This window comes from Shewanella sp. SP1S2-4, from assembly GCF_031932075.1.
Taxonomy (GTDB): domain Bacteria; phylum Pseudomonadota; class Gammaproteobacteria; order Enterobacterales; family Shewanellaceae; genus Shewanella; species Shewanella baltica.
Window position 1 is genome coordinate 468,743 of sequence record NZ_JAUOET010000001.1, and the last position, 15,515, is coordinate 484,257.

Genomic DNA, 15,515 nt, shown 5'->3' on the forward strand with positions numbered 1-15,515 from the left:
ACTTAAGTTACTCATCAATGTGATAATAAATTCTATTAACTCCTAAGCCGCCACCAACACATTTTTCATCTCCATCTTTACAACCGTCATCGCCATCGATCTTTTCCATTTTGTCACCAGCTGCACCAATTCCAATAAGATACATATAGCTTTCACTTGCTCCATTAGGTGGAATAACAAGTTGTGGAGTATCCGGAACTCGCTCCCCCATTTCAAGATAATCTTTATTATTGATTGATTTGTAGGCGCGAGTCCCTTTATGCAGGTCAAAGCCATAAAGTCGCCCTAATCCAGAGACTAAACATTGATTCTCTGCTGAGTTATCACCAGGCACATATGAAGTAAAAAATACCCTTCCTTGAATAATTGTCGCACCAGCTAAACTCTTCTCACCAATACTTCCAAATTTATAATACCAACCACGTTTCTTACCAAAAGCAATGTTGTCAACTTCAGTTTCAGGAAGTGGTGAAGATACATTATATAAATCATTTAAGACCAAAGCATTTGGAATTTCGTTACCCTTTGTCCCATTAAATGATTTGGTTACTATATTGCGATCTTGCAATGTAAAAAACATATCTGAGCGCCACTTATCTGTTGGTATAGGTCTATGTCCACTACCAATAACAACAGCATCATATGGAATACTCTGATAAGTTTTAGTTACTTTTGTTTGGCCATTTTCGGTAACTGAAACCTCAGTTAAATTACTAAATGATGTTTGGGCTACTACAGGCTCAGCAAAAAAACGTCTATCTGTTGCGACGGTAGTTCCACCTAAGTCGGCGAATTTAAAGGCTGTCCAAGGCCTTACAGAGTCTTTTGGATTTGCACTCGGTAAGTCAATTCGCCAAATATTAGCACCAGTATCCGTAGCATAAATCCTATCCGTTAGCCTGTCTCCATTAGAATCTAACACAGCAACTGAATTAGGAATACTGTCTGTAATGCCTGGCATAAGTGTACTATTCCCTCCAGAGCTTGGTCCGAAGAAATGAACTAAAGTTCCAGTTTCAGCATCAACGATAAACACTCCACGCCCTTCAGTATCAGTCTCACCCACTCCACTACCATCTTTTGTTGTTGGGGTATAACCAGCACCAAATATCAATACAGGCTTAGCACTTGAAGGGCTAGTATTTCCTGATGGCCAGCCTGGAATCGTTGTGATTACCGGTTCCGACCAGCTTTGCCCCATTTCAGATATACCTAAGGACGCAGCATCTATCTTCCACATAAACTTAGGCGAGTCAGGAGCCGTAATATCCAGAGCATAGTATGACTTACCGCCCCGTCTCATACCGACAAATACCCATGCCTTTTCAATCGATGTAGAACCGGTCTTAACATAAGCAACGGGTGGACTGTCTAACCCGTATACAGAATGCACGCCGGTTGGAACGTTGGCTCTTAATTCTCTTAAATTTGGTAAGAGCTCATAAGGCATAAAAGCCCAACTTTCATTAACAGCAGTTCCCTCATCTTTAAACATATGTAAGAAACCATGATTGGTCCCCATTAAAATACGGATATCAGGAGATGTCTTAGTACCAAAATTAATAGCGAGTGGTTTAGAATGTAACGGATCACCTAAAATATCCTTACGTTTGTCTGTTACACTGTTATCACCATCATCATCATCTACATCTGCCCCTTTAGCCCAATCAAATAGCTTAGTCAGTTGCGCCTTCTCAACGCCAATATAATTAGCCAGAGCGGTTTCACCACCAGCTTTATTTTCAGCATTAGTTTTCGTAAAATCCGTTAAACCAGAACCAAAATTACCATAAAGTTTACGACTACTGGTACTTCTTAACACCTGTGCAGCGCCACCTAAGCCAACATCATTACCATCCCCCCCCGCACTAGTTGACGCACAAATTGCATCATCGGTCCAAATTGAACAAGCAGAAGACTTAATGTTTCCATCTAGACCAATAGCCTTATCGCCATTTTTATCAACTATGTCACCATTTCCTGTGACGGTAAATTTTTTAAGATTCCCCTGCCAACGAGGCCCCTTATTTGGTAAAAACATTGCGTAATAAACTGCATCGAAAGTTTGAGTACGATCAAAGTTATTACTGGCGATCGATGGTGAAGTAAAGCTTGCATTCACCTCAAGAATATTTGAGAACACCTTTTGAAGTGCCGCTTGTAGTTGCATAGCATTTCTTGCAGCGAAGTATTGTCCACCGCCTCGAGCGGCAGTTTCTTTCAATAAAGGCTCAGCATCATTAGCGCCAGAGCTAAAACCAATAGTATAAGTACTGATTGTTTGAACGTCTTCTATCTCACTATTAACATCATTTTTATTCATCCACCCAGCAAGGGCTGCCAAATAACTATTTTCATATCGATTAGAACTGCTAATACCGGGCAAGTTTTTTACATAACCATCTGCTGCAGTATCAGATGTAGGTTCGCCATCCGTCATATATACTACATAAGCTTTGTTCTGGCACTTCTGCAATGATAGTGGTGATTTATATTTCCCATCTTTCTCAATAGAAGTATCACGACTAGGACTTAATTTTGGGTCTCTATTTTCATAACCATACAAAACATTACCACCAGAATAATAACGATAAGCTTCATAGAGTGTTTCACACAATGGAGTATTCCCCCCTGCGACTAAATCCGGAACGATATCAAGTAAAGTTGACTTTGTTGTTTCATCAGTTCGCTTTATTCCATTTATAATGCGACCTCCATTGTTTGAATCACTACCTGAACCATCATTATTTCGGTTAAAGACGGCAATACCAAAATCAACTCCAGGAGTTGTAACTATGGTATCTCCCACAACCCGTTGCGCGATTGCCATTCGAGTGTAATATTTTTTTGCTTTAGTAGAATGATACCAATTAATATATTTTTCGGTGTAAATGGTAACAGGCTGACCTGTACCTAGACCCGTTAACTTAGATTTATCTATTGCTACATTAATTTGCTCTTGGGTCGAGCTAGCATTTAGAACGGCATAAGGCACCGGAGATGCTTGAGTACCTTCGCCGTCGATAGGAAATCCGGTTGGTTGTCCTTTCGCATTTTTAATATTCTTAGAATCTATGTCTTCAAAGCAGTCGATAAGATGGATATTTGTGCCTTCAACAGGCAAATCCTCCCAACTCCCCGTTTGGCCAGAAAAACTATACTCACGTAGAAAGCCTGTAAACATGCCATAATCTTTTAAATATTCTAATGACGTAGCACAACCATTTAGTGAGTTTATGAAAAAACGTTGACTACTACTCTCAGGAACATCCGAGCTACTGCGACTAAAATAGAGTTTTGTGCTATCAGTGATTACATCGCCCCTTTGATAAAAAGTATCTGTATACTCATTAGTTCCCATGCTTCCTGACGTATCAAAAATAATTAACACTTGCGGACGAGAACCTGAACGTGCTGTAGATTCGAAAACATATAATTCGGTATCGTCCGCAAAGCTCAACCCAGAAAGAATGACCAAACAAAACAATATAGAGACGGTAATTTTTTTAGCCCACATAATTAACTCCCGGTTAATACTTCTTGCTCGATACCAGCAACGACGGTCAACCGCCCCATGTCATCTCGGCCAAACTTTGCTTCACTACTCACTTCAACACGACGACACATAATTAAACTTGAAGAGCTCGCTTTTGAACTACGTTGACAAGTAACATCACCAGAAACCATCGGGGTAAAAGTATTAATTACACCAAAAGCCGCATCTTTAACTGTAGTAACAGCTGACATATTTGCCATGATTTTACCTTGCTGAGAAACGATTACTTTATCTTGAGCACCTATCGCTGAGGCCATCGCTCCAATGCGATCAGACCCAGCGCCTGACATTCGCATTGACTGAGTCGAATTCACAGCCAAAGCAACCCCGATAACAGTCATGAGTATCAGTACGATCAAAGAAAAAAATAACACTATCCCTTTCTGCTTTTTCATTCACTAACCCAGTTACTGTCTAATTAATACAGGATTCTCGAGAACTATTGTTGTCGAGACTACTTTCCGTCGAAAATGATCTTGAGTTGCAGCAATTTTTTTGTCACCTAATACATATTTAGTGTCATTGGTATAACTTGAATCTTCATCTGTCGAACGTACTAAAAGAAATATTCGAATAGCGACTAAACGTTGAAACTGTTCGTTATCCCACATTAGTGAAGTGACATTTTGTGCTGGCATAAATATATCAGCTGTATCATTACCATCATTATCAAAACCATACAATATCCGCATATTTTCAATACCCTCAACCAACTGCTCATAACTACCAGAGGTATTCATTCCACCATTTAATAATAAACGTCTACGAAGTACCGGTATCGAACCATCATTTTGAATGTAATAAACATGATGGACATATTCCCAAAATCTTCCATTGTCCAATGTAGGTGTGGGTTGCGAACCACTAAAAATGATTGCTTGATTTGCCGTTGCACCAATATAGTATCGATTAACATCATTGGGATTAGTCGTAGGCGGGCCTGATAAACGCTTGATTTGTATTACATCGGTATTCTTAACTACATTAGTTAAACACGCTAAGCTTTCTGTTCCAACACCCGCTTCATAACCCCATAGCTTACGAAAATGGCTTGAGGTTGTATTAGGAAACGATGCATTATTAATCCCACCACCAATACAATCATCTCCAGTAGGGATAATGGCAGCCAACAATGTTGTATTTACACCTCTAACCAACTCTGTGCCAGTAATATCCCCCATGAAACCTAACTGGCTAATATCCCTTTCCATAAGTGCTAAGGCGATACGCCCATTTTCTTGCAACTGATTAAATTGACTCGTAGTGGTGACATTAGAGGAGGACATACTAAACATGGTAAATACACCCAGAGTTAAAAATAACCCAATGATCATGGCTACCATTAACTCGACCAATGAGAAACCAGCATGATTTGATAAGCCTTTACGCATTAACTTCACTTAATCAACTCCACCTAAAGGATTATTGTCGTAATAGTCAAAACTCGTCGACGATCGCTACTCGTACCACAAGATTGTACGAATGAATTGGCTTTGGCTGCACCGTCACTCAGTGCTCGAATACCTCGCCAACTCATGACAACTGTAACCTCTCCAGCTAAAGATGCCTTGATACAAGCGGTTGGTAGATCTAACCCGCCAACATTATGACCACCAACTTGTTCTGAAGCACCAAGAAACAACTGCTCCCACTGATACAAATCAGAAGCTGAAGTCTGAACATCTGAGCATACGTCATTTACGTCATGCCCGACCCCAACATCACAAATCTTCTCCGGAGCAGTTAAATTACCTTTATAGGTGCCAACATAATTCGCTAGCTGCCCTCGATTTAATCTCATTCGATTAATAATATCATCGATATAATAAGAGGCTTGGGTTTGCTGAAATGACTCGAAGCTGCCACGCTTTGCAACGATATGTAAATTAAAAATACCGATTAAGCCAATGACTAAAATCACTAATGCAACAAGCACCTCAATTAATGAGAAGCCTCGTTTAAATTCCTTTTGTGTCAATCGTTCGAATTTAGCCATATTTTTGACAAGCTTTTCAGCCATTTACCCTTTTAAAATCTTAGTCTTACGACAAAAAACACCAACAGTTAATAATAGATGAGTAAAATGTAAGTAGCCAGTAACAATAGCATATAAGCATTGATATCATTATGCCTTGAATGAATTTGAGGCAATAAAAAAGAGGCTTAGCGCCTCTTTTTTATTAATAACTTAACAGCACATAGATTTAGCGTAGTTCAGCAGGCACCGCAAAGACAGTGTCTTCCTTACGGCCTTCGACCTCAGTTACCACACTAGGCGCAAGTTTCGCAATTGCTTGGACAACTTGTTGAACTAGGACCTCAGGTGCAGAAGCACCTGCGGTAACAGCAACACGCGAAACATTATCGAACCAGCTAGATTCAACATCGTCAGCAGTATCTACCAGGTAAGACTGGGTTCCCGTCTTCAATGCGAGCTCGCGTAACCGATTAGAGTTAGAGCTGTTTTTTGATCCGACAACAATCAACAAATCCACATCTGCAGACAGATTACGTACTGCATCTTGACGATTTTGAGTCGCATAACAAATATCGTCCTTGCGAGGTCCTTCAATTGAAGGAAACCTTTTTTGCAACGCGGCAATAATGTCTAACGTATCATCGACTGATAAGGTTGTTTGGGTCACAAAGCAGAGATTATTAGGGTCGCGCACTTCTAGCGCATCCACATCGGCAGGCGATTCAATTAAATAAACGCCGCCGTTAGGATTATCGTATTGACCCATAGTCCCCTCTACCTCAGGGTGGCCTTCATGTCCAATCAGAATGCACTCAATACCTTTACGGCTTGCTCGCGTCACTTGAAGATGTACTTTGGTGACTAAGGGACAAGTCGCATCAAAAACTCTCAACCCTCTCGCCTTTGCTTCTTGTCTCACAGCTTGGGATACACCATGAGCACTGAAGATAACAATGTTGTTATCCGGCACTTGATCTAACTCTTCGACAAAAACCGCACCGCGATCCTTCAGATTCTGCACGACATAGCGATTATGTACGACTTCATGGCGAACATAGATAGGCGGTGAAAACAATTCCAACGCCCGTTCGACAATACTGATAGCACGATCAACACCCGCACAAAAACCGCGTGGGTTTGCGAGCATAATATTCAAACTTGGGCTGGTAGGATCGAGTTTCATCTTAAAGTACCTTTACTACGTCCAGTTCAAAAGTGATCTTGTGCCCTGCCAGAGGATGATTCAGATCGACTGTGATGGAATCACCCGCGACATCACGGACAATCCCCGGGATTTCACTGCCACCAGGGCCTGCAAAACTGACAATCACGCCAGCTTCTAAACTCATGTCTGCCGGAAAACGGCTTCTGTCTAGATAGTGAATAGCATCAGGATTTGATTCACCAAAGGCATCAATCGCTTCAAGGGTAAAACTGTGTTTATCGCCTTCAGCAAGTGTTGCCAATTGTGCCTCAAATGCAGGACTTAACGTACTGTCGCCCACATTTAATCGAGCTGGTTTACCCGAAGCTTTAGTGCTGTCTGCGGTTGAACCATCAGAAAGCACAATGTTCATATGGCATAGTAAAGATCGCGTCACAGTCACTTCTTAACCCCTTCGGCGCTATCTGTTTCAGATTTACCGCTTAAAAATGCATCCCAAATGATCAACGCAGCACCAATACAAATCGCCGAATCAGCGATATTGAAAGCTGGGTAGTGGCTTTTACCCCAAAAAAAGTCGATAAAATCAACCACAAAACCGTGCATTAATCTGTCGACTAAATTACCGAGAGCACCACCAATCACTAAGGTGTAAGCCAGATTCAGTTTCAACAAAGAAGCAGATTGCTTACGCAACCACACTGTTAATAAAGTACTGAATCCAACCGCTACAATCGTAAATAACCAACGCTGCCAACCACCGGCGTCACTCAAAAAACTAAAGGCCGCCCCGTAGTTACGTACATAAGTGAAATTAAAGGAAGGCAATAAATTCACTGATTCATACAAATCAAAATTGGCTAAGACCCATTGTTTAGATAGCTGATCGGCGAAAAACACCAATACAGCTACCCAATACCAACGTAAGCCACTGTCTTTCCAAGTTAATGGCATACAGATCCTTTACGCAAACAGACGAACTTCGCCGTCGCCTTCAATGTTTGTTACGCAGCGAGTACAGAGTGTTGGGTGGGCCTCAATGGTGCCAACCTCTTCTCTGTGGTGCCAACAACGCTCACACTTCTGTGCAGTACTTGATGCAACGACTAGTTTCAGTGATTCAAGCTCAGTTTCAACCGCTTCCGATGTCGCATCCGCTAAAGGCAAGACTTTGGCTTCAGAGGTCAATAACACAAATCGGAGCTCATCACCGATATGGGTTAATTGTTCAGTCAAAGCTGCATCGGCAAACAAGGTCACTTCCGCTTCTAATGAACCACCAATACGTTTATCACGACGCGCTTGTTCAATCACTTTATTGACTTCGTTACGCACGGTCAGCAGTTGCTGCCAATAATCGTCGCTCAAATCCGTCGCTAAGGTGACTGATTTCAGGCCTTGATACCATTCTTGGGTAAAGACATAAGCATCACGCTCGCCAGGCAATAATTGCCATACTTCGTCAGCAGTGAAGCTTAGAATTGGTGCAATCCAACGCACCATGGCCTCAGAGATCAAATACAGAGCCGATTGACAGCTGCGACGCGCATGACCTTCTTGCTTAGCCGTGTATTGGCGATCTTTAATGATGTCCAAATAGAAACTGCCTAACTCAACCGAGCAGAACTGCATCAGTTTTTGAGTCACAATATGGAAGTTATATTGTTCATAGGCTTCAATAATTTCCTGTTGCAGCGCAGCAGCGCGGCGCACAACCCAACGGTCTAACGCCACCATATCTTCAACAGCAACTAAATCCTTAGCAGGATCGAAACCGTTCAAGTTGGCTAATAGGAAGCGGGCAGTGTTACGAATACGACGATAGGCATCGGCGCTACGATTTAAGATTTCGTCAGAAACCGTCATCTCACCGCTGTAATCTGTTGCCGCAACCCATAAACGCAGAATATCGGCGCCTAATTTGTTGGTTACCGTTTGCGGCGCAATCACGTTACCGATAGATTTTGACATCTTGCGGCCTTTACCATCGACGGTAAAACCGTGAGTCAGTACTTGCTTATAAGGTGCTTTGCCATTCATAGCGGTTGAAATCATCAAAGATGACATAAACCAGCCGCGATGTTGGTCGCTACCTTCAAGATACAAGTCAACGCCGTGTCCGTGGAATTCAGGACGAGCCGCAACCACTGACGAGAAGGTTGAACCTGAGTCATACCAAACGTCCAGAGTATCAGTGACTTTACGATATTGCTCAGCTTCATCACCCAACAATTCGGCGGCATCGAGATCCCACCAAGCTTGAATACCTTGCTGTTCGATACGATTAGCCACGCGTTCCATTAGCGACACGCTATCTGGGTGCAACTCTTCGGTTTCACGATTCACAAACAACGTGATAGGCACACCCCAAGTACGTTGGCGTGAAATGCACCAGTCAGGGCGGTTTTCAACCATTTTTTCGATACGACTTTGACCCCAATCAGGGATCCATTGAGTCTGTTCGATTTCTTTCAATGCTTGCGTACGCAGACCATAGTTATCCATAGAGATAAACCACTGCGGCGTTGCACGGAAGATGATCGGTGTTTTGTGACGCCAGCAATGTGGGTAGCTATGGCGGTAAGCCACGTGATTCAGCAAGGCGCTCTTTTCTCTCAGTAAAGCAACAACGTTATCGTTGGCTTTAAAGACATGTTGGCCAGCAAAATACTCAGTATCAGGCTTGTACACACCGTTGTCGCCAACAGGATTTGCCACTTCTAAACCGTATTTTTGACCAACCACAAAGTCGTCTTGACCGTGACCTGGGGCAGTATGAACGATACCAGTACCCGCATCCGTCGTAACGTGATCGCCTAAAATCGCCGGAACATCAAAATCTAAGAATGGGTGATTAAAGCGGACAAGCTCAAACGCTGCGCCTTTGGCAGAGCCAAGCACGGTATGGCTTTCCACGTTATAGCGAGTCAGGCAAGACTCAACTAATACTTCAGCTAAAATAAGCGCTTGCGTAACACCGTCTTTTTCGAATTCAACTAAGCTGTAATCTAACTCTGGGCTTAAAGACAAGGCACGGTTCGCAGGCAGAGTCCATGGCGTGGTAGTCCAAATCACCATAGAAACAGGATGTGAGTAATCGCTTACCCCAAACTTAGCCGCAACAGCTTTGCTATCGGCAGCCACAAACGCCACATCGATAGCAGGTGATGTTTTGTCTTCGTATTCCACTTCAGCTTCAGCTAAAGCAGAACCGCAATCAGTACACCAATGCACTGGCTTAACGCCTTTATGCAAGTGACCACTCTCAATCACTTTCGATAAAGAACGCACAATATTAGCTTCGGTTGAAAAATCCATTGTCAGGTACGGATTTTGCCAGTCGCCCAATACGCCTAAACGGATAAAGTCTTCACGTTGACCGTTAACTTGCTCAGCTGCGTATTTACGGCATTCTTCGCGGAATTCTGCCGCAGAGATTTTTTGACCTGGCTTACCCACTTTTTGCTCAACTTTCAGCTCGATAGGTAATCCGTGGCAATCCCAACCTGGCACATACGGTGCGTCAAAACCAGATAGGGTTTTTGACTTAATAATAATGTCCTTGAGGATTTTATTAACTGAGTGACCAATATGAATACTGCCATTTGCATACGGTGGGCCGTCATGCAAAATGAAGGGAGTACGGCCAATTCGGCTATCACGGACCTGCTGATACAAACCGTCTTTTGTCCAGCGCTCTAACATCTCTGGCTCGCGATTTGCCAAATTACCACGCATCGGAAACTCTGTTTCCGGCAAATTCAAAGTAAATTTATAGTCGCTCATTGATCCTATACCGTTAATTAAACTGATAAATTTCAGCCTGCATCATTACCAAATAAAGCTCTGGCTTCATTTGCATCATTTAAAATCTGTTGCTTAAGCGCATCCAATGAGTCAAAAGGTTGCTCATCACGGAGTTTAGCCACCAACTCGACCTCAACATGTTTGCCGTAAATGTCACCTTCAAAATCAAAAAGATGCACCTCAAGCTGACACACTTGACCGTTCACTGTCGGGCGGAACCCTATATTGGCTACGCCCTCATAAATATCGCTGTTATCCCAATAACATTTGACCGCAAACACACCGCGTACAGGTACAACATTGCGCTTTAAGGCGATATTGGCGGTGGGAAAACCAATGGTGCGGCCAATTTTTTGCCCATGCGCGACACGACCACTCAAGGTAAAAGGATGACCGAGCAAGCGTCTTGCTTGCTCAAGATTCCCCTTAGCCAATTGTTCACGCACGGCGGTTGAGCTCACTCTTTGCGAGCCCAGCATAAAACTTTGGGTGCTGACCACAGTAAAGCCATATTGAATACCTGCCTGCACAAGCATCTCAAAATTGCCTTTACGGCCCTGACCAAAACAAAAATCATCGCCGACCACTAGGTATTTAACACCGAGTTTGCGGACCAACAATTCTTCAATAAAATGCTCAGCAGGTTGATTGGCAAAAGTGCGATTAAAGTTAACACACACTAACCGTTCAACCCCAAGTTCATCGAGCAACATGACTTTATCACGTAATAAACTTAAACGAGCTGGCGCATTGTCGCCGCTAAATAATTCCTGCGGCTGAGGTTCAAACGTCATCAACGTAGATGGCAGCGATAACTGCTTCGCCTTCTGCACTAAGTTCGCAATCACTTGTGCATGACCACGATGGACGCCGTCAAAATTACCTATAGTCAATACACACCCGTGGTGGGATGACAAAATGTTATGTATACCGCGGATTAATTCCATAACTTTAGACAACTGCCAAGCGCAAATCGGCTGATTATATAACAGCTAGCGATGAGAATCAGCAATCAAACTCCCCGTTTAATGGACCAAGGACGAATTCCGAGCAAAAGCAGTCCCAACAAGTAACTAACTGCCCCCGCTAAAATCAAGCCTATCAAGGCTTTTGCACGCTCGAACAAATGCCAATCTAACCAAATTTGTTGCGAAGGTAAAAAGTAATACAAGACTACCACCATCAAGGCGGTAGAGACCACGGCTTTAGCAAAAAACACCATAGTCGGCCTAGAAACGCGATAAACGCCGGCTAAATGCAATCCTCGATAAAGTAAAGTGGCGTTGAGCAATGCTGACATTGAAGTCGCAATCGCCAATCCAACATATCCAAAAGGAATAGCAAACAATAAGTTAAAGCCCATATTGGTGATCATGGCGATAATGCCATAACGCACAGGGGTTTTGGTATCTTGGCGGGAGTAATAACCTGGTGCGAGTACTTTAATCAGCATAAAACTGAGTAAACCACTACCGTAAGCCATTAAACTATAAGAAGCCATTTCAACATCATGCATCGAAAAAGCGCCGCGCATAAACAACACCATCAACATAGGTTTTGCGAGGATTATTAACCCCATCATGGCAGGAAGACCTAGCAGCAGAATCGCTTTAACCCCCCAATCCATCGTCAAGCCAAAGCCCGCACCTTCAGCATTCACATGGTTTCGTGACAGCGCAGGCAAAATAACAGTACCAATCGCGATCCCAAACAATCCTAGGGGAAACTCCAATAAACGGTCAGCATAGTAGAGCCAGCTTATCGAGCCCGTCATCAAAAAACTGGCGATAAAGGTATCAAATAACAGGTTAATCTGCGAAACCGACACGCCAAATAGCGCCGGGATCATCAAGGTTCTGATTTTCACCACGCCTGGGTGGTGCCAGCCCCAAGAAGGTTTAACGAGTGCTTTTTCACGCAGCAAAAAAGGGATTTGAAATAAAAACTGGATTAATCCACCACAAAAAACGCCCCAAGCAAGGGTGATTTCGGGTTGAGTCGATGTTGGCGCAAAAAATATGGCCGCGGAAATAATCGCCACATTAAGGAATACTGGGGTAAACGCCGAGACGGCAAATCGGCCTCGGGTGTTTAAAATCGATCCAGCCAATGCGGTAAAGGTAATAAACCACAGGTAAGGGAAAGTAATTTTAAGCACTACGGTGGCGAGTTCAAATTTAGCGCCGTCGGGCTCATTGTTAAGCCAAGCGATAAACCAACCACCGCCGAATAAGGCTGATAACACAGGCGAAGCCACCACGCCCACAAGCGTCACAATCGTCACCAGCAAACCTAATGTGCCAGCGACTTTACTCAGCAAGTCACGGGTTTCTTCCGCGGTATGTTTCTCTTGGTACTCAGTTAAAACAGGCACAAAGGCTTGTGCAAAAGCCCCTTCAGCAAACAAACGACGTAAAAAGTTAGGAATTTTATTGGCGAAGAAAAACACATCGGCACTTGTCCCAGCCCCCATCAAGTTAGCAACAACGACGTCCCGAACAAGACCTAACACACGGGATATCAATGTCATAGCACTAACAATCAGACCAGATTTTAATAATTTTCTACTCAAACGTCCCCCAGACCCATATCGAATTGATTAGGTGATACATCTCAAAAAATCGATTCAGGCTCTGTCACACTGCGGTAATAGCTGCTAGAATTGCGCCACATATTACACGAGTTGGGTCGAAGATAGCCAAGGCAGGTTGGATTAATTTATCTTTATGATGAATATTCAATCATAGTCATTGACAAAGTGACTAAATGCAGGCATATTCCTCGGCCTTTAAAAGTATCAAATCCAGTTTTTAGGAGTTGCACCTTGGCTAATAGCAAGTCTGCAAAGAAGCGCGCGCTTCAATCTGAAAAGCGTCGTCAGCATAACGCCAGCCGTCGCTCAATGTTACGTACATACGTTAAAAAAGTAATCGCTGCAATTAAAGCAGGCGATCACAAAACAGCAGCAGAAGCTTTTGCTGTTGCACAACCAATCGTTGACCGTATGGCGACTAAAGGTCTTATTCACAAGAATAAAGCCGCACGTCAAAAGGCACGTTTGAACGCTAAGATCAAAGCAATCGCTGCTTAATCTATAAAATAGCAAATGAAAAAAACCGGCAATTGCCGGTTTTTTTATATCTGAAAAACACTATTAATGACAATAAATGTTGTTCAATAAGTGGATCATCTCCCGAACTTCATCACTCTTGAGTGAATAAAATACCGTTTGCGCTTCTTTGCGTGTGGTTACTAAATTATCTTTGCGTAACCAAGCAAGATGTTGTGATAGTGCCGATTGACTTAAGCCTAATTTTTTATTCATTTCGCCAACGCACATTTCTCCTTCATTCAATAAATAACAAAGAATAAATAAACGGCGTTCGTTCGCAAGTGCCTTTAATAGCACTACCGCATGATCGGCTCGCTCCTGCATTAATTCAATATTCATTACGCACTTTCTCTCCTAAAACTAACCCCTGCGCTAATATAGCGTTGCCTTACGGATATAGTCGGGACATAAAGCACACTTTTTGCTAGATTGTTTTTAAAAATGGGACATGCTTAATAAAAATAAAGGAAATCTAATGAAGCCCTATCAAACTGCACTTCTCTCTAGTCTTTTAATTGGGAGCTTAAGTGCGTGCCAAACTCAAGTAGAAACCGCCACGACAAGTGAAGCCATAAAATTACAACAGACGGCATTAGCTTCACAATTAGGCTATGACATAGTCGAATCGCTCACGGTTGAAGTGGGCCCAAGACTTGCTGGTAGCCCAAAAGATATCATCGCCGTTAACTGGGCGATGGAGAAACTGACAAGCCTTGGATTTGACCGCGTTTATAAAGAACCAGTACAAGTGCCCATTTGGGAGCGCGGTGAAGCCAAAGCCAAAATAACCTTCCCAGTCGAGCAGCCGCTGGTCATTACTGCGCTTGGCGGCAGCGTTGCGACACCAGCAGGTGGTTTACAGGCTAAAATCGCACGTTTTGATAGCCTAGAGGCACTACAACAAGCCAAGCCTGAAGACGTGCAAGGTAAGATTGCGTTTATTGACCAAAAAACTGAACGCCACATTACTGGTGAAGGTTATGGCAAAAGCGTTGGCGGCCGCTCAAAAGGTGCCGTCGCAGCAGCGCAAAAAGGCGCAGTTGCGATCGTGATCCGCTCTATTGGCACAGATCATGACCGCATGGCCCATACAGGTGTTATGCGCTATCAAGATGACGTGCCAAAGATCCCCGCTGCTGCCATGTCAAACCCCGATGCAGATTTGGTCGATGCATTACTAAAACGCAATCCTGATGCTCTACTTGAATTGCAGATGTCACCAAAGAATGCAGGCTTTAATACGTCTTACAATGTCATTGCCGAAGTGACAGGCAGCAGCAAGCCCAATGAAATAGTATTGATTGGCGCTCATTTAGATTCTTGGGATGAAGGTACGGGTGCAATTGATGATGGGGCGGGTGTCGCGATTGTGACAGCTGCAGCTAAGCATATTCAAGATCTTCCGGTAAAACCCGCTCGTACCGTCAGAGTGGTGCTATATGCCGCTGAAGAAATTGGGCTTGTGGGCGGTAAAGCCTATGCCGAAGCGCATAAAGCCGAATTACCATTGCACTACATTGCTGCAGAGTCTGATTTTGGCGCGGGCCGAATCTATCAAATCGATACTAAGGTCAATGAGAACGCATGGACTGAGGTACAGCATGCACTTAGCCCTATGTCATTCAATGGTGTCGCACTCGGCAACAACCAAGCTTCTGGCGGGCCTGATGTGTCTATGTTGCCGGCCCTAGGCGTACCTGTTGCATCATTAAGGCAAGATGGTCACGATTACTTCGATTACCATCACACACCGAATGATACCTTAGATAAGATTGACCCCGCCGCATTGGCTCAAAACGTCGCCGCCTACGCACAATTTGCTTATATCATGGCAAATTCAACTGCGACATTAACGCCTTTAGCCACTCAGGCTGAAAAATAGATAGTTGATAAAAAT

General features: G+C 43.4%; 13 protein-coding genes. 2 read left to right on the plus strand and 11 right to left on the minus strand.

Annotated features, from left to right (window positions below):
* Positions 1-7: 7 nt before the first annotated feature.
* From Q4Q52_RS02060 to murJ, 10 genes are all read right to left on the minus strand, one after another.
* Entirely contained in the window at positions 8-3,517 is a 3,510-nt protein-coding gene (locus Q4Q52_RS02060; RefSeq protein WP_311989717.1) for a PilC/PilY family type IV pilus protein, read from the minus strand.
* Positions 3,518-3,519: 2 nt separating this feature from the next.
* Positions 3,520-3,951, minus strand: a complete 432-nt coding sequence (locus Q4Q52_RS02065) for a PilX N-terminal domain-containing pilus assembly protein (protein ID WP_107946753.1) — start codon at positions 3,949-3,951, stop codon at positions 3,520-3,522.
* Between the two features lie 12 nt (positions 3,952-3,963).
* Positions 3,964-4,947 carry a PilW family protein gene (locus Q4Q52_RS02070; protein WP_106651781.1) on the minus strand — a complete coding sequence of 328 codons (984 nt, stop codon included), beginning with the start codon at positions 4,945-4,947 and terminating at the stop codon, positions 3,964-3,966.
* Between the two features lie 23 nt (positions 4,948-4,970).
* On the minus strand, positions 4,971-5,576 hold the full coding sequence (gene pilV, locus Q4Q52_RS02075) for a type IV pilus modification protein PilV (RefSeq protein ID WP_311989718.1): 606 nt from the start codon (positions 5,574-5,576) through the stop codon (positions 4,971-4,973).
* Between the two features lie 184 nt (positions 5,577-5,760).
* Entirely contained in the window at positions 5,761-6,690 is a 930-nt protein-coding gene (gene ispH, locus Q4Q52_RS02080) for a 4-hydroxy-3-methylbut-2-enyl diphosphate reductase (RefSeq protein WP_170927454.1), read from the minus strand.
* A gap of 28 nt (positions 6,691-6,718) precedes the next feature.
* A complete protein-coding gene (fkpB, locus tag Q4Q52_RS02085) occupies positions 6,719-7,141 on the minus strand; it encodes an FKBP-type peptidyl-prolyl cis-trans isomerase (protein WP_311900379.1) in 423 nt (140 codons plus the stop codon).
* Positions 7,138-7,653 (minus strand): signal peptidase II, encoded by a 516-nt coding sequence (lspA, locus tag Q4Q52_RS02090; protein ID WP_311900381.1) that lies wholly within the window; start codon positions 7,651-7,653, stop codon positions 7,138-7,140. Before lspA ends, fkpB begins: the two co-directional genes overlap by 4 nt.
* Positions 7,654-7,662: 9 nt before the next feature.
* Complete coding sequence (ileS, locus tag Q4Q52_RS02095; RefSeq protein WP_311989719.1) at positions 7,663-10,485, minus strand: isoleucine--tRNA ligase; 2,823 nt, start codon at positions 10,483-10,485, stop codon at positions 7,663-7,665.
* Between the two features lie 32 nt (positions 10,486-10,517).
* On the minus strand, positions 10,518-11,453 hold the full coding sequence (ribF, locus tag Q4Q52_RS02100; RefSeq protein WP_006084977.1) for a bifunctional riboflavin kinase/FAD synthetase: 936 nt from the start codon (positions 11,451-11,453) through the stop codon (positions 10,518-10,520).
* 65 nt (positions 11,454-11,518) lie between these two features.
* Positions 11,519-13,078 carry a murein biosynthesis integral membrane protein MurJ gene (murJ, locus tag Q4Q52_RS02105; protein WP_311989720.1) on the minus strand — a complete coding sequence of 520 codons (1,560 nt, stop codon included), beginning with the start codon at positions 13,076-13,078 and terminating at the stop codon, positions 11,519-11,521.
* 252 nt (positions 13,079-13,330) lie between these two features.
* Here murJ and rpsT point away from each other — a divergent pair, with 252 nt between their 5' ends.
* Positions 13,331-13,597: a 30S ribosomal protein S20 gene (gene rpsT / locus Q4Q52_RS02110; RefSeq protein WP_006080633.1), complete on the plus strand. Its 267-nt coding sequence runs from the start codon at positions 13,331-13,333 to the stop codon at positions 13,595-13,597.
* 63 nt (positions 13,598-13,660) lie between these two features.
* On the opposite strand, the gene Q4Q52_RS02115 is transcribed toward rpsT, so the two are convergent.
* Entirely contained in the window at positions 13,661-13,957 is a 297-nt protein-coding gene (locus Q4Q52_RS02115; RefSeq protein WP_006084975.1) for a metalloregulator ArsR/SmtB family transcription factor, read from the minus strand.
* A gap of 136 nt (positions 13,958-14,093) precedes the next feature.
* Here Q4Q52_RS02115 and Q4Q52_RS02120 point away from each other — a divergent pair, with 136 nt between their 5' ends.
* Complete coding sequence (locus Q4Q52_RS02120) at positions 14,094-15,500, plus strand: M28 family metallopeptidase (RefSeq protein WP_311989721.1); 1,407 nt, start codon at positions 14,094-14,096, stop codon at positions 15,498-15,500.
* Positions 15,501-15,515 lie beyond the last annotated feature (15 nt).